Below are 21,335 nucleotides of genomic sequence, written 5' to 3'. Positions count from 1 at the left end.
AGTTTAAAGTAATTTCGTAATGAGAAATATCGTCGATTTATTTTATTCTGGATGTTTCAAGTGCCATTCTGTTTCCCGCTCAAACATACGGGCGGCACGTAGGAGTCTTTCTTCTTCCAGTGGAGGTGCCAATAATTGTAAGCCGATCGGCAATTTATTTTCACTAAAACCGGCAGGAATTGAGATTCCTGGGATACCAGAAAGATTAGCGCTGGTTGTAAAAATATCAGCCAGATACATTGCCAACGGGTCATCTACATGTTCGCCGATAGCAAAAGCAGGAGTGGGTGTTACCGGCGAAGCGATGATATCAACTGATTGAAACGCCTGCTCAAAATCATTTCGAATCAATCGCCTGACCTTCAATGCTTTGAGGTAATAGGCATCGTAGTAACCGGATGAGAGTGAATAAGTCCCCAGCATAATACGGCGTTTGACTTCATCACCAAATGCTTCCCCGCGGCTTGCCGCATACATATCAATCATATTTTCAAAATGATCAGCACGATAACCGTAATGCACACCATCGTAACGGGCAAGATTACTGGAGGCTTCGGAAGGAGCGATAATGTAATAAGTGGCAACACAGTATTTAGCGTGCGGCAACTCAATAGGGACCAGTTCTGCTCCCAAAGATTTATAAACATCCAGTGCGCGGAGAGTCGCCTCTTTGACTTCGTCGTGAAGCCCTTCTTCCTGTAGGTGTTCGACATATCCGACTTTGAGATTTTCGAGTGGTTGTTCTAACTTTGATGTAAATTCAGGAACTGCTGCATCAAGGCTCGTTGTATCACGGTGGTCTTTACCTGCGATAATTTCCATCATTAGTGCGGCATCAGTGACATCTATGGCAAAAGGGCCAATTTGATCGAGAGAACTGGCAAATGCAATTAATCCATAACGAGAAACGCGGCCATAAGTAGGCTTCAAACCAACAACGCCACAAAAGCTGGCTGGTTGACGAATAGATCCACCTGTATCACTGCCTAATGCCAGCGGGGCAAAACCAGCGGCTACTGCTGCTGCTGAGCCTCCACTTGAACCACCGGCGGCGTGGGCAGTATTCCAGGGGTTGGTTGTGGTCTTGAACGCTGAATTTTCGGTTGACGAACCCATGGCAAATTCATCCTGATTGGTTTTGCCAATCAAGACTGCGTCAGCCGCTTTCAGCCGTTCAACAATATGGGCATCATAAGGCGGGACGAAATTCTCAAGCATTTTACTGGCGCAGGTTGTGTTCACGCCTTCGGTACAGATATTGTCTTTGAGTGCAACAGGGATGCCTGCCAGCTTTCCCAGCGGCTTTCCCGCTTTTCGTTTTTGATCGACTTCTCGCGCTTTTTCTAATGCAGATTCCTGCTGGACAGAGAGAAAGGCGTTGATGTTGTCGTCTCGGTGGGCGATTTCATTCAAACAGGCAGAAGTGATTTCTTCACTACTGATTTCACCTGAACTCATTTTCGCAAGCAATTTACTTGCGGTCATTGACATGTTGGACATGGAATGTCGAGTCTCCCTTTTAGTTTTAAAGGCCCGACTTGTGATCAAGCCGGGCCTTGGAATTTTTTGCTTTCAGGTAAGCAATTGTTAAAACGCCGGACAACTAGAGAATTGCGGGAACGAGGAAGTAATTTCCATCCGTTTGAGGCGCATTAGAGAGCGCTTTGTCTCGTGGCAGGCTTTCTTGCAGTTGATCATTGCGAAAGACATTGGAAATCTCAATCGCGTGAGCCATGGGCTCGATGGATTCGGTATCCAACTCGTTTAGCATGTCGATATACTTCAACACGGACTCCATCTGTTTCCCCAGAGTATGAACTTCCGTCTCGGAGAGTTTTAGTCGGGAAAGTGAAGCAACTTTAAGTACATCATCCTCGGAGAGTTGAGTGCTCATCGTTTGTTCTACTTTAGAGCGAGACTAATACTATTTAGTTGGTAGCGTAAACGGTTTTCTAGCAACGGCTTTGGTAACTCTACCAGATCGAATGCATTGGGCACAAACACGTAGTGTTTTAACACTACCTCCGACTTGAACACGGATTTTTTGCAAGTTTGGCTTGAAAACTCGTTTGGAAATACCCGTTGTCTGACGACCGTTACCGCCCAGGTATTTGTACTTACCACGTTGGCGAACTCGATTACCGACTACAGGAGTCTTGCCACAGGAATCACACTTTTGACCCATTTTTAAACTCTTTGACTATCTAGTGGGTTCTAAAAAACTCAGCATTTGCTGAGACTACTTGACGTAAGTTGATCGCAGTTTTAAGGCTCGATCCTTTAAAGGAACCCAATAGTATATTTGCCGAGTCCCATAATGCAACCGAAGCCGTACTCTTATCGCTTCCTACCCTTGGAAAAGATGAAAATCGTGACCTGAAAATGTTACCCAATTGAAAATTGTACTATTGGGAACAGATTATTGAAAAAAGGACTGTGGTTTGAACGAAATACAAAACTAATGAAAATGTCTTAAGTATTTTCTAGTAAATATCTTAAGGGAAATATGTCTGGATAGAAACTGTATTGGCACACTAATCGCATTAAGTATTTGCAGATGACCAACAGATTGCTTGTGGACAGGCAATTTTGGACAAAAGTAAACTAATTATGCATCTGGGCTTGGATCTAATGATAAAGGAGTAGTGATCATGCTGGTTTTGACACGGAAGTTGACTGAGGAAATCCGAATTGGAGATGAGATTCTGGTAAAAGTGATTCGTACAGGAAAAGGCTCCATCAAAATTGGCGTTGATGCTCCAGATCACCTCCGCGTTGTTAGAGGTGAATTATTCGAGGAAGAACTGGAAGCAGAAAGTAAACCAGTGCATAAGAGCCGGGAGGATAATCGGGACGGCGATTCTCTTCCCGGCTCAACGTCGATCGGAGTACTTTCCGTTGCAGAAGCAGCCCGGTTGGTTTGTTAAATACACTAAGAGTAGATAACCGCTGCTGACGATCTATCTGCCCAGGGGGGATTTTCAAATCATTTCGGTTTGGAAATGGACAGATTAAAGCTGGGAAGCGCAATTTGCCTGCCCGGCAGTGAGTAAAGAAAGGAGTTTGACGGAAACAGATTCTGTAGCAACAAGCTTGGCTTGTATGGGTTGTGAACGTGAAGTGGCAAGCCGTGCGATGCTGTTTCAGATCTTTTAACAGAAAATGATCATCTTTATGATGGTTTTCTGTCATGTCATTAATTACCGGGTGTTCAAATTTGATGGTCAGTGTGTATGTGGGGTAGGTTGACTGTCTTTTTCCGAACACCCGGTAATTTTTTATCATATACTCTTGGATTAAATCCAGCTGTGATAGTAATTCGAATAAAACCTTGATCATACAGAGTAATCTGGTCAAGATAGAGATTCGTGTTGATCAATCATTTCGAGGAGATTCAAGGTGAAGCGTGTTCTTTTTTTGCTCGTGTCGTTACTTATTCCGGCTTTCATACATGCAAAAGAATATCGTGTTACTATTCCACCTGATGCATTGAAGCTACCCAAGGCATATACCAAATATGTAAGTGCGAGTGGTTATCCGGTTGTTGCTTTTGACCAAGTGAACGATTATGCGTTGAAAGAAGCAGCCTGGCTTATCGATATCATGCTCGCCCATCGGCCAGATATCCGTAAAGCAATGATTGAAAGCGGCTCACGATTTATTGTGATCCCCTGTAATGCTTTTACAACCGACATTCCGGAGTATGCACACCTTAAACCCAAGGATTATTGGGACGTGCGTGCGCGGGGCTTGGGAGGCTCTGCTACAGATCCTGTTTGTTCATGTGGAGAAGAAAATTTGCTCGCATTTCCCGGTGACCCGTATGCAGCGGAATGCATCTTAATTCATGAGTTTGCACATAACATTCATTTAAGAGGTCTGAATCAGGTTGATCCGACGTTTGATGAGCGCCTAGAAAAAGTGTATCAACAAGCGATGAAAGCAGGATTATGGAAAGGAAAATATCCTTCGGTAAACCGGATGGAGTATTTTGCGGAAGGCGTACAATCCTGGTTCAATAATAATCGCGAAAATGATTTGGACCATAATCATGTCAATACGCGAGAAGAATTAGTTGCCTATGATCCAGATTTGGCTGCTTTATGCAAAGAGGTTTTTGGCGAGACGAAGCTGGTTTACAGTAAACCTCTGCTAAGACTCAAGGATCATTTAGAAGGGTATGATCCTGTGAAAGCAAAGCATTTTAAATGGCCAGAACGTTTAAAAGCAGCCCAGAAAAAAATCATCGAAGATGCAAAAAAACGAAATCAACAATCTCAAAAGTTAAATTAAGGTCCGAATTTGTTTGAGGCAAATCATCTTTGTATGTGTTGATACAATTAGGAAAGAGTAAGCTTGTTCCATGGCGATTCATGTTGACTATCTGGTTCTTGGCTTAGGTGGTATGGGCAGTAGTGCGTTATATCATCTCGCACGACGCGGTTTGAATGTGCTGGGAATTGAGCAGTTTGGAGTGGCCCATGATTGTGGAAGTTCTCATGGTGAGACGCGCATCATTCGCAAGGCTTATTTCGAGCATCCCAATTATATTCCTTTACTTGAGCGTGCGTACGAATTGTGGCGTGAACTGGAGCAGGCCTCGGGAAAATCGCTTTTCAATCCCTGCGGCTTAATGGTAGCGGGCCCACCGGATGGCCAAGTGATTCGAGGTGTGCATGAGGCTGCCCGATCGTATGATGTTGCCGTTGAGAAAGTTTCTTCAGAAGATGCTGTCGAGCGTTTTCCAGGATTTCAAATTCCCCATGATTTTGAAGTCACTTATGAATCCGAAGCTGGATTACTGTATGTGGAAGAATGCGTGCGTACTCATATTGAGTGTGCGATAGAGCAGGGCGCTCAAGTTTGTCTCGATGAGAAAATACACTCCGTTTCAATTCATGATGAATCGATTGAGGTGACGACTGACGCTCAACAATATTCTGCTTCTGCTGTGATCGTGACAGCAGGAGCGTGGAGTAGTACCTATCTGCAGGATCTGAATTTGCCACTCGAAGTAGTGCGAAAGCTTCTGTTTTGGAATCCGGTTAAACAACCAGTATATGATTTAGATGCGGGAAGGGGAGGTTTCTTTTTTGATATGCCCTATGGCGAGTTCTATGGCTTTCCTTCCCTTGATGGGGAGACTCTCAAGCTGGCTGAACACACCGGAGGAGAAACGGTTGTTGATCCAGGGAACTTGAATCGAGACTTACTGGAGACGGACATGCATTCCATTTCGCGTTTTATCAGCGAAGTTATGTCTGAGTTAGAATCAATGCCAATTAGGCATGGAACGTGTATGTATACGAGGACTCCCGATGGTCACTTCATTATTGATCGTCACGCACTTAATCACCGGGTTGTGTATGGAGCCGGTTTTTCAGGACACGGATTCAAGTTTGCTTCAGTGATCGGAGAAATACTGGCCGATTTAGTAACGCAAGGTACGACCAGACACCCTATTAATTTTCTCTCCGCGAGCCGTTTCTCTTCTGCATGAATTCAATCAGCGGGAGTGGTCGGCAGAATGTGTCCCATTTTATCGCGTTTGGTCTGCAGGTAGAACTCACGGTCTTTATGAGGTGGCGCTACGATCGGTACTTGTTCTACGACTTCCAAATCGAAGCCTGTATAAACGTCTGAGTCTGTTTTTTTGGGGTTATTGGTCAGCAAGCGTACTTTGGTAAGTCCCAAATCTTTTAAGATCTGGACTCCCACGGTGAAGTCTCGGCTATCCGCTTTGAACCCTAACTGAAGATTTGCTTCTACAGTATCAAGGCCCTCATCTTGCAGTACATATGCTTTGAGTTTGGGAATCAATCCAATTCCGCGTCCCTCCTGCGGGAGATAAACGACGGCTCCCGCTTTCTCTTGGCAGATCGCCTCCATTGCCATATGCAATTGATCTCCACAATCACAGCGCAAAGAATCGAGCAAGTCACCTGTAAAACATGAAGAATGCATCCGGACCAGAGGAGCTTCAGTTGCTGAAAGATTACCCCAGACTAATGCTACAGGTTGTTGACTCTCATGTTCCACCGAATAACCAATTACTTGAACTGTGCCATACTTTTTTGTTTTGATAGGGACTTCTACTTCACGGTGCACCAGTTTTTCACTAATGTATCGATGGCGAATAACCTCGGCTGTCGAAATGATGGGAATATCAAACTGATCAGAAATTTCTCGGAGTTCGTCGGCGTCAGCCATTCCGAATCCTTTCTGACTGAGAATTTCGATGAGCACACCTACAGGCTTTAGCCCGGCCATTTGTAGTAAGTCACCTGTGGCTTCCGTATGACCGGCGCGACGAAGGATGCCACCCTGCTTGGCAAGTAAAGGGTGAATATGACCGGGGCGGACAAAATCGGATGCTTGGGAATGTTCGTCACTCAAAGCGCGAATTGTGAGAGCTCTAAACTCAGCACTCACGCCGCTTCCACTATCTTTATGATCTACTGGGATGAGAAACTGTGTCTGGTTAGGAGCCGTATTTTCATCAGGTCCGACGATGGGATTTAGTTGCAGGCGTTCGGCGACTTCCTCGGGAAGAGAGACACACAATTCTCCACTACCATAACGTAAGAGGAACTTCACAATCTGTGGTGTGATCGATTCAGCGGCGACGATAAAATCACCTTCATTTTCTCGCTCAGTGGAATCGGTCACAATAACCGGTTTGCCTGCTCGTAGTTGTTCAAAGACAAGTTGAATATTGGGAACTTGAGGACTGGAATTTTCTGAGTCAGACATGTGATTGTTTTGGAGCCACCTGGAAAGTTAGTAAGAAAGTTAATTCTCAAAATTTACTCAACGAGAAAGTCCTGAGGCATAATCTATGCTAACTTTTATTCTATAGAAGAGATATTTACTGGCAATCAAAGAAATCCTGTTTTTGAAAGAACTGACTGATTCCAGTGAGATTTATTGGCAAAGAACACTGTTTTATGGTGGTTAGTACATTTTAATTATTGTGCGAGTTTTGCGAGTGAATCGGCTTTTGACAGTTGTACTAAGTCACAATTGGATCAAATGGCAATGTGTGGCGAATCATGGGTGTGGCAATTGGATGTGTTCAAAATAACAGTTTCTTTCGCAAGTGATTGGTTAAAAGATTGACAATTCAATAAACTTTGATACATTGAATAAATAGGAAAAGTTCATTCAGTAATGGGCTTGGCCTAGTCCGCAAAACTTAACCAACTGGTCTGAACTGGTTGGTAAGCTTACCTAAAAAAACTTTCCTTATAAACCAACCAGATTACTAACGTTTTCAGATTTGAACCCACAGTTTGAAGAGGTCTGCTCATAGTCGCACAAGACATTTTTGTTGACAGACCTGAAGCTAAAAATAAAACCAGTTGCACAGGAGTGATTAAGTATGGATTTCCGATTCAAGGGCTCTCGGATGCCACAGATCCTTATGCTATGTGGAGTGCTGTTTCTTATCTCTGGTTTCGGTGCAACGAATGTGTTGGGGACGCCGGCTGCCAATGTGCCTGTGGACTTTAAGGAAATCCAGATTGGACCTCATCCGGGTGAGAAAGAATTGCTTTTGTTGAGAGGCCCCGATTCACGCCAGCAAGTTTTTGTGACTGGAGTTTTGGCGAGCGGTAAATTGCAGGACTTGACTCGTAATGTGACTTATGCAATTACGCATCAGAATATTGCTACTATTTCAAGCGATGGTTATATCACACCACATAATGATGGCCAGACTCAACTCACTGTCACTGCAAAAAATGGTAAGAAGACATCGATTCCTATCTCAGTCCAGGGAATCGCATCACCCGAGGCGATCAATTTCAAGAATCAAGTAGTTCCTATATTTACCAAGCTGACTTGTAATAGTGGTGGATGTCACGGAAAAGCCAGCGGACAGAACGGTTTTAAATTGTCACTGCTTGGCTTTTATCCTGAAGATGATTATGAGTTTCTTGTCAAAGAAGGCCGGGGGCGTCGGTTGTTTCCTACGTCCCCCGCAGAAAGTCTCCTTTTGATGAAAGGGACCGGCGTTACTCCACACGGTGGTGGAAAATTGATCAAATCCGATTCCTATGAGTATCGTTTACTTTATCGTTGGATAGAGCAGGGCATGCCTTATGGGAGTGATCAGGATCGCACAGTTGCCTCAATTGAATGTTTTCCTCAGTCAAGAACAATGGGGCAGGAAGCCGAACAGCAGATCTCAGTCATTGCCACTTATTCAGATGGTTCTACGGAAGACGTCACTCGGATGGCTCTATTCGAAGCCAACGACACTGAGATGGCGGAAGTCAATAAAACCGGTTTGGTTAAAACTTTAAACTTATCTGGTGAGGTTGCCATCATGGCCCGTTATCAAGGGCAGGTGTCTACCTTCCGGGCGACGATTCCTCTGGGGGTCACGATTGCGAATCTCCCTAAATCGCGTAATCTGATTGATGAAGCCGTTTTCAATAAGTTGAAGGTTTTAGGAATTCCTCCTTCACCTGTATCCGATGATGCTACATTCATGCGGAGAGTCTATATCGATATTACGGGATCAACACCTACTGAAGACGAAGTGAAAGTATTCCTGGCAGATAAAGATCCCGCGAAACGGGACAAGCTGATTGACCGTTTGATCGACAGTCCCGCTTACGCAGACTATTTTGCCAATAAGTGGAACATGGTTTTACGTAACAAAAAACTTCAACCGATTGATATCGCAGGTACGAATGCTTTTTATAAATGGATTTGGAATAGTCTCTATGAGAATAAACCATACAACGAATTCGTAGGCGAGATTCTTTCTGCATCGGGAGAATATCGACAGAATCCTGCGGTGGTCTGGTATCGTGAAGTCAATACCGTCGAAGAACAAGTGGAAGACACAGCCCAACTATTCCTGGGGCTTCGTATTCAATGTGCTCGTTGTCACCATCATCCCTTTGAGAAGTGGAGCCAGAATGATTATTACGGGTTAGCTGCTTTCTTCAGTCGTGTGGGGACGAAAGATCCCAGCTCTGGACCCATTGGTACAAGAGGTTTTCGTGATAAGCGAATTTTCCATAAAGAAGGTACTGCAACCGCAAAGAATATTCGTTCGGGAGAAAACCTAAAACCAACGGCTCTGGGAATGGAGCCTTTTGAATTAAGCCCGGAACGTGACCCGCGTGTGGCACTCGTGCAGTGGTTGTCTCGAACTGACAACCCGTTCTTTGCCAAAGCGCTGGTTAATCGTTACTGGAAACATTTCTTTGGTCGAGGAATTGTTGAACCCGAAGACGATATGCGGGCTACTAATCCTCCCGCTAATCCGGAACTTTTGGATGGTCTATCAAAACATTTTGTCGAAAGTGGATTCGACTTAAAGGAGCTCGTGCGTGCGATTTGTCGTTCCAATGCCTATCAACTGAGTTCATTGCCCAATGAGCATAACTTGAAAGATAAACAAAACTTCTCACGCTATTATCCCAAGCGACTCACTGCAGAAGTTTTGTATGATGTTTTTCATCAAGTCACGAACTCGACACAACGTTTTTCCGGACTGCCTGCGGAAGCGAAAGCGATTCAAATTACAGATGCAACTTCAGCACCTTATTTTTTGAAAGTCTTTGGACAACCTCAGGCGGATACGGCTTGTGAGTGCGAGCGTTCACAAAGTGCCAACCTTGCTCAAAGTTTACATTTGCTGAACAGTAAGGAAGTACAGGACAAGATCACGAATGGATCCAGCCGCGCTGCAACTCTCGCTAAAGATACCAAGCGGTCAAATGAAGAGAAAATCCAGGAGCTTTATCGTTGGGTGTATTCCCGTGCTCCTCAAGAGCAGGAAATGAAGTTCGCGCTTTCGTACATCGAAAAGCATAAAGCGAAACCACAAGTTGCTTACGAGGATATTATATGGGCTCTGATTAATACCAAAGAATTTTTGTTCAATCACTAATTTCGATATTTGATAAACTCTTTGAAATTCAAGCTGACAGCTATTTTAGGTTTAGACAATGGCTGTCGGCTTTTTTACAATAAACTAAAGATTGCCTGTGATTTCCGTTTCTTTTGTAAGAGAAAGAGAGATTGTTGGCGATCTCCTCCCATGATTCCTCCCAGAAACTTCCATCCAGAAAATTGGTAGCATTACTATGACGCAAACGCAATTTTTTGATCGACGTCGTTTTTTTGCGAAGGTTGTCTGCTTTTTCGTTGCAGGAGTGAGTTCCCTCTTCCTGTCGAATTCTCAGATGCTTTGGGCACAGTTACCGCAGACAATTGTGTACGCAGTCTCTCCATCGGGAGGTCAAAAAGGACAAACTTTTGAATTGAAGGTTACCAATGGAAAAGATCTGGAAAAACTGGATTCACTGTGGTTCAGTCACGCCGGAATTACCGCCGTACCTAAAATGCAAGAGAGTAATGGCAAAAAGACTCCAGTGGTGAATACATTTCTGGTTACTATTGGTAAAGATGTCCCTGCCGGAGTTTATGATATCAGAGCACATGGTTTATATGGACTCAGCAATCCTCGTTCGTTTGTTGTCAGTGATATGAAGGAAAAAGCAGAAGTTGAGCCGAATAACCAAATAAAACAGGCGACCCCAATGGAATTAAATTCGGTTGTGAATGCAGCTTTGCAGGGAGCAACTGATATTGATTATTTTTCTTTTACCGGTAAGAAGGGCGAGAAGGTTTCTATCGACTGTCGTGCAGCTCGAATTGATTCACCCATGGTTGCGATTGTCGAGGTCTATGGCCCTGATCAAAGACGTCTTGCCAGTGAACGCGACACGTTTCGTAGTGACCCATATGTTAATCTTACGCTTCCTCTGGACGGAACATATCACGTTAAAGTTTATGATCTGACTTACTCGGGCGGCGCGCAACATATTTATCGCTTGAGTGTCCACAAAAAACCTCATATCGAATTCATCATTCCACCCTCCGGAACTCCGGGGACCACTTCGAACTATACTTTGTACGGTTATAATCTGCCGGGAGGTAAAGTCTCGAATTTAAGCATTGGCAAAGAGCCACTTCAGGAAGTGCAGGTTCAAATCGCACTACCTGCTAAACCAAAAACATTACAAATGGGAGAACAGGGTTTTTCTTATGAAGTCAGTTCTGATGGCTTTCCTTACGTTTGGGAAACACCCGCAGGAAGTTCGAATCCTGTAACCATTTTCTATGCGGAAGGCAAAATTGTTCAAGATGAACAGAACATCGAAGAAAAATTGGCCTTACCAGGAGAATTTGTCGGTCAATTTGAAGCAAAGAATGACGTTGACATGTTTCGCTTTACAGGAAAAGCGAAAGAAAAATACTCGATTGAAGTCTATGGGCAGAGAAACGGAATGGTCATGGACCCTGTGATTGTTGTCGATCAGGTTATTAAAGACAAAGAAGGAAAAGAAACGTTCAAACGATTAGCTTCTGTGGGGGCAACGAGTGTCTTTCCTGACCTTGGTGGCAAATTATTTGATACACGAAGTGATGACCCGTATTACATTTTGACTGCTCCCGCTGATGGTGAATACCGTGTTACTATTCGTGACCTGCAGTTTGAAACGCGAGGCAATCCACAAATGGTTTACCGCGCTATTGTTCGACAACCGAAGCCCGATTATCGACTTGTTGCATTACCCTTGTATCCTCAGGCTGTGAATACAGGAGGAGGACCTGCTGCAATTGCTCTGCGTAAGGGAGATTGTTTTAAGATTTCTGTTATGGCTCTTAGACAAGATGGATTTAATGAAACAATCGATCTATCAGTGAAAGGTTTACCACCAGGTGTATCTTGCAAAGCGGCCAGCATCGGTGCTGGTAAGAATAATACAGAAATGATTATCCAGGCGGATGAAACCGCAAAAAAATGGTCAGGTCAGATTGAAATTGTAGGTCATGCTGCAGGAGCAGATGCTAAGAAGCTGGAACGAGTTGCCCGTGCTGCCACTGTATTGCGCCCTGTTGCAAATAATGTTCGTGCAGAGTCGCGTATTGCACGTTCCCTGGGGCTTTCAGTAATTGATGAGGTGGCTCCCTATCAAGTCGTAGCCGATGTGAAAGAGGTAAATGTGAATCAGGGCAGACAAATTCTGGTTCCCGTCAAAGTCGTGAAGCGGACTGGCTTCGATAACGCTGTTGCCTTGGCCTGGAATGGTATTCCCAAAAATAGCAATATCACGATCCAGAATAAAACAATTGCTAAAGGGAAGCAGGACGAATTGTTTCAGATCTTCGTCAAAAACAATGCGAATCCTGGTGTGTATACCACTTATTTACAATCAACTGTTGATGTCTCATACCGTCGCAATCCAGGTCAAGTAGATGAGGCGAAGAAAGAACAGGCTGAATTAACTAAGCGATTGACTGAAGCCCAGGCAGCTCTTGCCGCTGCAACAAAAACACGCGATGCACTTACCAAAGCGAAAGGTAAAACTCCTGAGCAAATGAAAGCAGAACAGGCTAAAGCCGCGCAGGAAGTGAAAGCAGCCACAGATCGTGTGAAAGCAGCTGATGCTGCTAAAAAAGCAGCTGATAAACGAGTCGCCGCCGCGGAAAAGGCAGCCGCTCCTAAGAAAATCAAGGTATATGCCCCTTCGACTCCTTTAGTTATTCGTGTCAATCCGGCCCCGGTTACTCTGGCTCTCAGTGTTCCCGGTGGTGGAGCATTGAAAAAAGGTGCGACCATCGATGTAAAAGCGACTGTTAAACGCATTAACGGATTCAAAGGACCAGTCGAATTGATATTGCCACTCCCTCCCGGGGTAAAGGGAGTCACTGCGGGCACCGTTCAAATCCCTGCGGACAAGACAGAAGTAACGTTTCCAATTAAAGCAAGTGCTGAAGCCACTGAAGGTGACCTTGCTAACTTGGTTGTCCAGGCAAAAGCCGACTTTCAGGGAAAAGCATTAGTTGATGCACCTATTAAGTTAAAAGTCACAAAGTAGTTTTAAATCAATCAGACTAAATTATTTCAAATAAAAAAACAGTTGATCGTTTATTTCAACTGTCCAAACAGTGATAAAAGAGGGACAAGTTATGTGGAACCGGTTTACAAATTTATGTGTCATGTTAGCTGTCGTCCTCGTGGTGGGGCGTTTTTCAGTGGCTGAAGAGAAACCGATTCAACCTGCGAAAGTAGAGTTGGGGCGTCCTGTCAGCTTCGAGAAGGATGTATTTCCGATTCTGGATGCCAACTGCATTGCCTGTCATAACGTTGCCAAAAAGGAAGGCGCGCTTGTTCTGGAAAACGTAAAAGATTTGCTCAAAGGAGGAGACAGCGGGGCTTCTATTGTACCCGGTAAGCCGGATGAAAGTTATCTCTATCAAGTGGCTTCCCGCACAGAAGAAAGCTTCATGCCTCCTCTACCAAATAAGGTAGGTGCAAAAGCTCTTACTCCTCAGCAGGTTGGAATCCTGCGTCAGTGGATTCTCGAAGGAGCCAAATCCAGTGGAAAGTCAACTGATGCGGGTATTGTCTGGCAGTCATTACCACCTGGTTTGAATTCAATTTATAGTACAGCACTTTCTCCCTGGGCACGTTATGCTGCGGTCGGACGCGCGAATAGGATTGCCATCTATGACCTTGCTTCAGGAATAGAAGCAGCGAATTTAAATGATCCTGCTTTAGTGAAATTAAAAAAGGGAAGCAAACCATTTTACCCACAAGGAGCCGCACATCGTGATTTTGTTCATTCGCTGGCGTTTAATTCCGATGGTAACATGTTGGCCTCTGGCGGTTATCGAGTTGTGAAACTTTGGAAAAAATCATTAGGAGCGGTTGTAAAAAAAATGGACCTGCCTGCGGCGATTACCGGTTTGGCATTGAACGCAGACCGGAGTGTGTTGGTTGCGGCAACCGCCGATAACAGCGCCTCTCTCTGGAAATTGCCTGAAGGACAGAAACTCGTTGAGTTGAAAGGACATGGCGGTGAAATCAAAGGTCTGGCTTTTACACCAGATCGTACGAAAGTAGTCACATCATCTGCTGATCAAAGTCTGCGTGTTTGGAATGCCGCAGATGGCAAGCAAATTTCTACAATGAAAACTCCTGCGGTCATAAACACATTGACAGTCAGTAAAGATGGAACACAAATTATTGCGGGTGGAGCCAACAATATTATTTATGTCTGGCCTCTGACTATTTCTGTACCCAAAGCAGGAGAAAAAGCACCAGAAATTTCTGCTGCTTTATTTGAACTCAAAGGGCACGCTAAACCAGTCACTTCATTAAAGCTAGTCATGCCAGCCGGCGTACAATTGGTTTCAGGTAGTGAAGATAACACCGTTCGTATTTGGGATTTGAAAGGCAAAAAGCAAATCAGATCGATCAATCATGGTGCTCCTGTGAGCGATATTGATGTCAGCCCGGATGCTAAGAATCTGGTATCGGTATCTGTAAATGGAACCGGGAAAATCTGGCAGTTAAGTAACGGTAAGATGCTCAAAGAATTCCGTGGTGATTTGAGTAAAGAGCGTCAAATGATTCTAGCAACAGAAGCTCAGACGATCGCGAAGCAAAAGGTCGCTTTGGGTGATGCAGCAGTGAAAGCCGCTGATAAGAATGTGAAAGATCGTGAAGCAGAATTGAAAAAACGAAATGAAGAATTAGCGGCAGCGAAAAAGGCGTTACCAGAAGCACAGAAGAAGGTTACTGATTATGCCCCTAAAGTGAAAGCTGCTAAGGATGAGCAGGCTAAACTGTTAGCAGGTCATAAGAAGAAAGGCGAAGATGCTGTTAAAGCAGCAAATGCACAAAAAGTGACGGCTGATAAAGCAGTAGCAGACGCTAATGCAAAACTAAAGCAGGTGAACCAGGCGAATCAGACTGCCATAACCACTGTAGAAAAAGAAGTCGCTTCTGCAAAAAAAGCATTAGACGCTGCTAATGCGGTCAAGCCTGACGCTGCTGATAAAGCTGCAGTACAAAAGAAAAAAGACACTGTCGCGAAAGCTAAGGCGACATTTGATGCTACTCAGAAAAAATTAGCAGCAGCCAAATTGAAAAAAACAAATGACGAAAAACAGGCGGCAAAGGCTGTTAATTCTGCAAAACAAGCAGTCACAAAAGCGGTCGCTGCTGTGACGGCTGCGACTAAGCTTGCTGCCAGTAAGCCAAATACCAAAGCCGTCGATAAGAAGGTTACGGATGCGGAAGCGGAAGCAAAAAAACTGGCTGATGCTGCCGCAGCTGCCGCAAAAAAGATTACGTCTGCTGAGCGGTCCGTGAAGGTTGCTGGTACAACATTGACAAAAATCAAAGGCCAGTTTGCAGAACGTACCAAAGAGAAAACTGCTTTGGATGCAACAGCCAAACAAATGGATGCTGCATTAGCAGAAGTCAAAAAACAAGCGGCTGTTTTATATCCAATAAAGTCAGTCGCCTTTTCAGAAGATGGTAAGCAAATCGTGACTGGTGATGACAGCCAGAAAGTACGCATCTGGGATGTCACCACTGGTAAGGAACTGGACACACTGTCTGGCCATACCGCTGTAGTAACTGCCGTAGCGTACACATCAAAAACGACTGTCGTTTCAGTTAGTACTGATAAAACTGTATTAGTACAAAGTGTCCAACCTGTATGGTCTCTGGTGGCTCAATTAGGGGCCGACCCTAAAGCTCCAACCAAAGTTGGGAACTCACCGATTTCCAATCGGGCACTTTGTTTAAGTTTCAGTCCGGATGGAAAGCTACTTGCTGTAGGTGGGGGAGACCCTTCTCGGAGTGGAGAAATCATCTTGTGGGATGTGGCTACTGGAAAAGTTGTACGAACATTTGAGAACGCTCATAGTGATACCGTTTTGGGAATACGTTTTTCTCCTACAGGAAAATCATTATTGAGTGGTGCGGCTGACAAATTTGTTAAAATCTTCGATGTCGCAACAGGTAAGTTTGTTAAGTCATTTGAAGGCCATACACACCATGTTCTAGATGTAGCCTGGAAAGCAGATGAATCGACGATTGTCAGTTCAGGTGCAGATAATGTGATCAAAGTCTGGAATATCGAAACTGGCGAACAAAAACGTACTATTAAAGGTTATTCTAAGCAGGTAACATCCATTTCCTTCATTGGGCTGGGCGCTAATGTTGTCAGTGGGGGAGGCGACAAAACTGTTCGTCTGCATTTGACTACCAACGGCTCCAATTATCGTAACTTGGGTGGTTCAACAGATTATGTTTATAGTGTTGCTGCCAGTCGAGATGAAGCGACCGTGATTGCTGGAGGAGAAGATGGGGTTTTAAGAGTCTGGGATGCAAAAACAGGTAAGCTACTTAACAGCTTTAATCCACCCCCAGTTCCTTCACAAAATCAACAGGCCAAAGCGGGAAAATAATTCTTTCATACATTTAGTTAATCAAGCAATATTTAGCGACTCTGTGGCATTTGACGCAGAGTCGCTTTTTTATGCATTTTGGTTACTGAAATTTATGGGAATTCACCACCTGATTGCACTGTTACGGCTGACTGATTATATTCGCTGAATACTTGATTATTGTCTGAAATTAGCAGGAACCATCTCATTATGACTGAACAGTTAAATAAACGTATTTTTGATGAATTAGAGAGTCTCGTTCTGATTGACCCTCATACACATATCAATCCCCACTCTGCCGCTTCAACAACATTAGCAGATATAATGGGGTACCATTACTACACGGAGTTAGCACACTCTGCGGGACTCGCCAAAGAATCAATCGAAGAGCCTGGTATTGATCCCAAAGAAAAAGTAGGGCGGTTGGTCACTCAGTTGGGTGATCTGGATAATACGATACAGCTCAGCTGGTTGATGGATATCTGTAGCGAATTTTTTGATTTCCAAGACGAGACTATTACAGAATCCAATTGGGAGTATCTCTATGACACAGCTGCCGAGAAAATGGCACAATCAGACTGGGAGCAACAAGTTTTAAAACAGAGTGGTCTCGAACGGGTCTTTTTAACAAATGATTTCGACGACCCTCTGGAAGGTTTCGATACCAAGCTTTACATCCCTTGTCTGAGAACGGATGATCTTGTCTTTCACCTTACAAAAAATGAAACGCGGGAACGTCTTGGGAAAGCGACCCAGGTAGATATTGGGTGTGCCAGCACACTGCGAGAAGCCATTGGCGAATTATTTGAACATTTCACCTCAAACGGTGCGCGGGCTTGTGCGATTTCGTTACCACCAGATTTTTCTCCTGTTTCAGTAACTGCCGATCAAGTTGACTCTACCGTGCGCTCACTTTTTGCAGGTGATGACTTAAATTCTGAAGAATCTAAACTGGTTAGTCAATTTGTATTCTGGACACTGGCAGAATATTGCGGAGTATATAGATTACCATTTGATTTGATGATTGGGGTCAATCGACGGGTTTATGAAGCAGGAGTTTACCAGGGACAGGATTTATATGACAAACGCACATCGCTGATACAATATAAGGAGCTGTTCAACGCGTTTCCGAAAGTTACGTTCCCTGTTTCTGTGTTAACAAGTACCAGCAATCAGGAACTGGTCAGTTATAGCTGGATCTTTCCAAATGTTGTCATCAATGGTCATTGGTGGTATTCGAATACACCTGCATTTATTACGTTTGATTGTAAAAGTCGTTTGGAAGCAGTGCCGAAAACAAAACTGATTGGTTATTACAGTGATATGTACAAATTGGAATTTGCTTTACCTAAATTTCGCATGTATCGTCGTGTATTAGCAAATGTTTTAGCTACAGACTTTGTAATTAACCGAAATTGGTCTGAACAACGCGCTATTGAACTCGGTAAACTGGTTTTGCGGGGAAATGTTGAAACAATTTTCAGCTGTTAAAGTAGGCGACTCGAGTTTCTGAAGCGATTGCATCTGGAACTTGAGCACTATAAAATATTATTCATATCCAGTTTTAATCATATCTTTGAACAAGTTCTAATAAGGGTTTTCTATATGGCTACCCTGGTCATGCTGCAAGCCGGTCAAGCAGTATCTTATTCGCTTTCCGGAGAGCAAACAGTACTAGGCAGGCACCCAGAATGCCAGATCCAACTCGATTCGAATATGGTTTCTCGCCGTCATGCACAAGTCATAGGGGAGGGAGATCAGTTTTTCGTCGAAGACCTGGGAAGTGGAAACGGGACCTTTGTCAACGGCAAAAAAATTGAAGGTCGAACCCAATTAGAGCATGAAGATCGTTTGAAGGTCGGTCCGATTCTATTTCGATTCGAGACTGATCAAGTAAATGAATCAAAGCAGTCATCGATCGGATCTGTGCTTGACTCTGGTTTTGATATCGGATTTTCTACTGACGAGGACAGTGGTGCGGCAACCATAATGGGGGCTATTTCCGGAGCTGGAGGTTTTGGTGGACTCGATGTACGTCCAGAAGCCAAATTAAAAGCGATGATTGAAATCAGTCGTAGCCTTGCGGGAACAGTTGATCTGGAGAAGCTGTTACCCCAAATTCTAACGACATTGTTCAATATTTTTCCCGCTGCAGACCGTGGTTGCATTCTACTTAAAGAGGAATCGAATGGTGAAATGGTTCCTAGAGCATTTAAACATCGTCGTGAGGGGGAAGACGCGACTGTCAAATTAAGCCGAACTATTATCAATAAGGTTCTTGAGGAAAAGTCCGGTATTTTATCGGCCGATGCGGCAAGCGACTCTCAGTTCGATGCCAGTGAATCCATTTCAAATTTATCGATCCGTTCCATGATGTGTGTCCCCATGATGGGGCTTGCAGAAGAGCCGATTGGCATTATTAATATCGATACTCAAAATCCGCTGAAACAATTCCAGGAAGAAGATTTGGATCTTTTGATGTCGGTTGCCGGTCAGGCAGCGCTTTCGTATGAAAGTGCGCGACTGATGTCTTCTTTCATGGAAAAACAAAAACAAGACAATGAGATGAACATAGCGCGCGGCGTTCAACAGGGACTTCTTCCAAGTTCCGTTCCTACTGTGGAAGGTTACGAGTTTTTTGCTTCATATCATTCTGCACAGGCTGTCGGGGGAGACTACTATGACATTTTTGAGCTGCCCGATGACAAGATTGGGCTTTCGTTCGGAGATGTGGCAGGTAAGGGGGTTCCAGGGGCGATGATCATGGCGCGCATCTCAAGCTGCGTACAAAATACGATGCGATTTGTACATGAAGTCGGTCCTGCGGTCGAAGCGATTAACGATCATATGTGTGATAGTGCAGTCGAAGGACGTTTTGTGACGTATGTACTTGTCATCCTGGATACCAGAAATCATCGGCTTTCTCTTGTTAATGCAGGGCATATGTCTCCCATGATTTTAAAACCTGATGGGATAATCGATGAATTTCCAGAAGAGAGCATTGGTGTGCCAATTGGTGTAATGGAAGGATTTCCTTACGAAGTTGTAGAACGTGATTTGGCACCGGGTGAGATTGTGGTCCTGTTTACCGATGGTGTTGATGAAGCGATGAATCCGGAAGGCGAATTGTATACGTTGGACCGCATGCGTGACTTTATTAAAGCCAATCGTGATAAAAATGCGGCTGAATTAGGACAAGCTTTGTTGGCAGATGTCAGGCGTCACGCTAATGGGCGTCCTCAGAATGACGATATTACCATAATGACATTCGGGCGTGTTTCCTGAATAATGACATTTTCGTTACTTACAACCTGATGGCGATCGCATGTCTGCCAGTCTGTTTTTGCAAAATAATGGCAACTCTTCCAGATTGGAAATCAAGGGAGGACGGGTTACATTAGGCCGACATCCTGATTGTGAAGTTTGTCTTAAGTCAAACACGGTTTCACGTCATCATGCGCGTATTACAGTTGATCTGAACCAGCAGTATCTCTTGGAAGATTTAGGCAGTGGCAATGGGACTTTTGTAAATGATGTGCTTGTTAAAGGCCCGGTTATTCTGCAATCAGGCGATCAAATTTCAATAGGTCCCTTTCTATTGGAATTTTCAGGGGATGCTGAATTTGAAAACGGTCAGCATGAAGGTCTGCTCACCTCTTATGGTTTGATTCCTTCGCTGAAAACGGTTTCTTTCAGGCCACCTGACATTGATAAATCCACAATTCTAAGAGCAACAGATACAAATGGAGACATCAATCAGTACCAGATTAAACCCGAAATCAAATTAAAGGCGATTCTGGAAATCAGTCGCACAATCGCTTCTGCTTCTGATTTGGATTCCATGGCGGAGAAGGTTTTGGAAGGTCTATTTCGAATTTTTCCTGCTGCTGACCGTGGATGCATTCTATTAAGGGATCCCGAAAATCAGCGTTTTATGCCCAAAGCAATTCGCCATCGGCGGGATGATGACCAGGAAGCATTGCAGTTGAGTCGAACAGTACTCAAGACGGTAACCGATAATAAAACGGGTGTACTTTCCGCAGACGCTGCCAATGATGAACGATTTGAACATAGTGAGTCGCTCTCTACTTTAACCATTCGTTCAATTTTATGTGCACCGATGTTAGGCCTTGATGGAACTGTGATTGGTATTATTAACCTGGATACTCAAGTTGCCGGTCAGATGTTTTCGGACGATGATTTAGAACTCTTAATGGTCATTGCCGGTCAGACGGCACTTTCGTATGAGAGTGCCCGTTTAATGATCTCGCATGTTGAAAAACAACGTTATGATAATGAAATGGAGATCGCCGCTCGCGTACAGAAAGGTTTGTTGCCAGCCAAAATTCCTGAAGTCGCAGGTTATGATTTTTTTGTATCCTATGAAGCAGCCCGTGCAGTGGGAGGTGATTATTACGATTTTATTCAGACCGATGATAATCTGATCTGGTTTGCTCTGGGAGACGTTGCCGGTAAGGGAGTTCCGGCTTCACTTGTGATGTCTCGTGTATGTAGTGCTGTGCGCAGCACAGTTGAGTTTGTGACTGATGTGACTGACGCGGTTCATCGTATTAATCATCATATCGACGAAGCAGCACACGATGGTCGATTTATCACATTTATTCTAGGGCAGATTCAACTTACACAGAACGAAATTTCCTTTGTCAACGCTGGCCACCTGGATCCTTTACTGTTTGAAGCGAATGGCTCTTTAAGAGAGTTGACAGCAGAGAGTCCGAGCGTTCCTTTGGGGGTGATGGAAGATTATGAATATAAGACTATTCAGCATCAGTTAAAGCCCGGAGAACGATTGATTTTGTTTACTGATGGTATTACCGAAGCCATGAATGAGGAACGTGAGCAATTTGGAATCGAGCGTTTGAAGTCAGCCATTTGTGAATCAAAGTCAGGGGCAAGTGAGTTGGGGACCCAGATCTTAAACGCCGTCAAAAAATTTGTTGGTAAAAGCGAGCAATATGACGATCTCTCATTAGTCATTATTGGGCGCGATCCGGCATAATGAAAAAAGTGAGGCACGGTTTAACCGTGCCTCACTGAAT

The 21,335-nt window shown here is 44.2% G+C and carries 13 protein-coding genes; 9 read left to right on the top strand and 4 right to left on the bottom strand.

The window, feature by feature from the left end; all coding sequences use genetic code 11:
* Nucleotides 1-42: 42 nt before the first annotated feature.
* From gatA to rpmB, 3 genes are all read right to left on the bottom strand, one after another.
* Complete coding sequence (gene gatA / locus V144x_RS22220) at nucleotides 43-1,500, bottom strand: Asp-tRNA(Asn)/Glu-tRNA(Gln) amidotransferase subunit GatA (protein WP_144988294.1); 1,458 nt, start codon at nucleotides 1,498-1,500, stop codon at nucleotides 43-45.
* Nucleotides 1,501-1,603: 103 nt separating this feature from the next.
* Entirely contained in the window at nucleotides 1,604-1,894 is a 291-nt protein-coding gene (gene gatC / locus V144x_RS22215; protein ID WP_144988292.1) for an Asp-tRNA(Asn)/Glu-tRNA(Gln) amidotransferase subunit GatC, read from the bottom strand.
* Nucleotides 1,895-1,924: 30 nt separating this feature from the next.
* A complete protein-coding gene (gene rpmB / locus V144x_RS22210) occupies nucleotides 1,925-2,185 on the bottom strand; it encodes a 50S ribosomal protein L28 (protein ID WP_144988290.1) in 261 nt (86 codons plus the stop codon).
* 466 nt (nucleotides 2,186-2,651) lie between these two features.
* Between rpmB and V144x_RS22205 the strand changes: the two genes are divergently transcribed.
* The 3 genes from V144x_RS22205 (at nucleotide 2,652) to solA (ending at nucleotide 5,500) form a co-directional block, all read left to right on the top strand.
* Nucleotides 2,652-2,927 carry a carbon storage regulator gene (locus V144x_RS22205; RefSeq protein WP_144988288.1) on the top strand — a complete coding sequence of 92 codons (276 nt, stop codon included), beginning with the start codon at nucleotides 2,652-2,654 and terminating at the stop codon, nucleotides 2,925-2,927.
* Between the two features lie 472 nt (nucleotides 2,928-3,399).
* A complete protein-coding gene (locus V144x_RS22200) occupies nucleotides 3,400-4,293 on the top strand; it encodes a hypothetical protein (protein WP_144988286.1) in 894 nt (297 codons plus the stop codon).
* A gap of 70 nt (nucleotides 4,294-4,363) precedes the next feature.
* On the top strand, nucleotides 4,364-5,500 hold the full coding sequence (gene solA, locus V144x_RS22195) for an N-methyl-L-tryptophan oxidase (RefSeq protein WP_144988284.1): 1,137 nt from the start codon (nucleotides 4,364-4,366) through the stop codon (nucleotides 5,498-5,500).
* Nucleotides 5,501-5,502: 2 nt separating this feature from the next.
* Here solA and ribA read toward each other — a convergent pair whose 3' ends face one another.
* Nucleotides 5,503-6,753 carry a GTP cyclohydrolase II gene (gene ribA, locus V144x_RS22190; protein WP_197998581.1) on the bottom strand — a complete coding sequence of 417 codons (1,251 nt, stop codon included), beginning with the start codon at nucleotides 6,751-6,753 and terminating at the stop codon, nucleotides 5,503-5,505.
* A 655-nt stretch (nucleotides 6,754-7,408) separates the two neighbouring features.
* On the opposite strand from ribA, the gene V144x_RS22185 reads away from it, so the two are divergent.
* The 6 genes from V144x_RS22185 (at nucleotide 7,409) to V144x_RS22160 (ending at nucleotide 21,295) form a co-directional block, all read left to right on the top strand.
* Entirely contained in the window at nucleotides 7,409-9,910 is a 2,502-nt protein-coding gene (locus V144x_RS22185; protein WP_232102604.1) for a DUF1549 domain-containing protein, read from the top strand.
* Nucleotides 9,911-10,106: 196 nt separating this feature from the next.
* Nucleotides 10,107-12,908: a hypothetical protein gene (locus tag V144x_RS22180; RefSeq protein WP_144988282.1), complete on the top strand. Its 2,802-nt coding sequence runs from the start codon at nucleotides 10,107-10,109 to the stop codon at nucleotides 12,906-12,908.
* Nucleotides 12,909-12,999: 91 nt separating this feature from the next.
* On the top strand, nucleotides 13,000-16,296 hold the full coding sequence (locus V144x_RS22175; protein WP_144988280.1) for a c-type cytochrome domain-containing protein: 3,297 nt from the start codon (nucleotides 13,000-13,002) through the stop codon (nucleotides 16,294-16,296).
* Between the two features lie 189 nt (nucleotides 16,297-16,485).
* Nucleotides 16,486-17,766: a glucuronate isomerase gene (locus V144x_RS22170; RefSeq protein ID WP_144988278.1), complete on the top strand. Its 1,281-nt coding sequence runs from the start codon at nucleotides 16,486-16,488 to the stop codon at nucleotides 17,764-17,766.
* 114 nt (nucleotides 17,767-17,880) lie between these two features.
* Entirely contained in the window at nucleotides 17,881-19,560 is a 1,680-nt protein-coding gene (locus V144x_RS22165; protein ID WP_144988276.1) for a SpoIIE family protein phosphatase, read from the top strand.
* Between the two features lie 40 nt (nucleotides 19,561-19,600).
* On the top strand, nucleotides 19,601-21,295 hold the full coding sequence (locus V144x_RS22160) for a SpoIIE family protein phosphatase (protein WP_144988274.1): 1,695 nt from the start codon (nucleotides 19,601-19,603) through the stop codon (nucleotides 21,293-21,295).
* The last annotated feature ends 40 nt before the right edge of the window (nucleotides 21,296-21,335 follow it).

The organism is Gimesia aquarii, from assembly GCF_007748195.1.
Lineage (GTDB): Bacteria > Planctomycetota > Planctomycetia > Planctomycetales > Planctomycetaceae > Gimesia > Gimesia aquarii.
This window is presented reverse-complemented; position numbering and strand designations above follow the sequence as displayed.

Excerpts from the sequence above, each read along its gene's own strand:
- gatA (WP_144988294.1), bottom strand. The coding sequence starts at position 1,500 with ATGTCCAACATGTCAATGACCGCAAGTAAATTGCTTGCGAAAATGAGT.
- gatC (WP_144988292.1), bottom strand. The coding sequence starts at position 1,894 with ATGAGCACTCAACTCTCCGAGGATGATGTACTTAAAGTTGCTTCACTT.
- rpmB (WP_144988290.1), bottom strand. The coding sequence starts at position 2,185 with ATGGGTCAAAAGTGTGATTCCTGTGGCAAGACTCCTGTAGTCGGTAAT.
- V144x_RS22205 (WP_144988288.1), top strand. The coding sequence starts at position 2,652 with ATGCTGGTTTTGACACGGAAGTTGACTGAGGAAATCCGAATTGGAGAT.
- solA (WP_144988284.1), top strand. The coding sequence starts at position 4,364 with ATGGCGATTCATGTTGACTATCTGGTTCTTGGCTTAGGTGGTATGGGC.
- ribA (WP_197998581.1), bottom strand. The coding sequence starts at position 6,753 with ATGTCTGACTCAGAAAATTCCAGTCCTCAAGTTCCCAATATTCAACTT.
- V144x_RS22185 (WP_232102604.1), top strand. The coding sequence starts at position 7,409 with ATGCCACAGATCCTTATGCTATGTGGAGTGCTGTTTCTTATCTCTGGT.
- V144x_RS22180 (WP_144988282.1), top strand. The coding sequence starts at position 10,107 with ATGACGCAAACGCAATTTTTTGATCGACGTCGTTTTTTTGCGAAGGTT.
- V144x_RS22175 (WP_144988280.1), top strand. The coding sequence starts at position 13,000 with ATGTGGAACCGGTTTACAAATTTATGTGTCATGTTAGCTGTCGTCCTC.
- V144x_RS22170 (WP_144988278.1), top strand. The coding sequence starts at position 16,486 with ATGACTGAACAGTTAAATAAACGTATTTTTGATGAATTAGAGAGTCTC.
- V144x_RS22165 (WP_144988276.1), top strand. The coding sequence starts at position 17,881 with ATGGCTACCCTGGTCATGCTGCAAGCCGGTCAAGCAGTATCTTATTCG.
- V144x_RS22160 (WP_144988274.1), top strand. The coding sequence starts at position 19,601 with ATGTCTGCCAGTCTGTTTTTGCAAAATAATGGCAACTCTTCCAGATTG.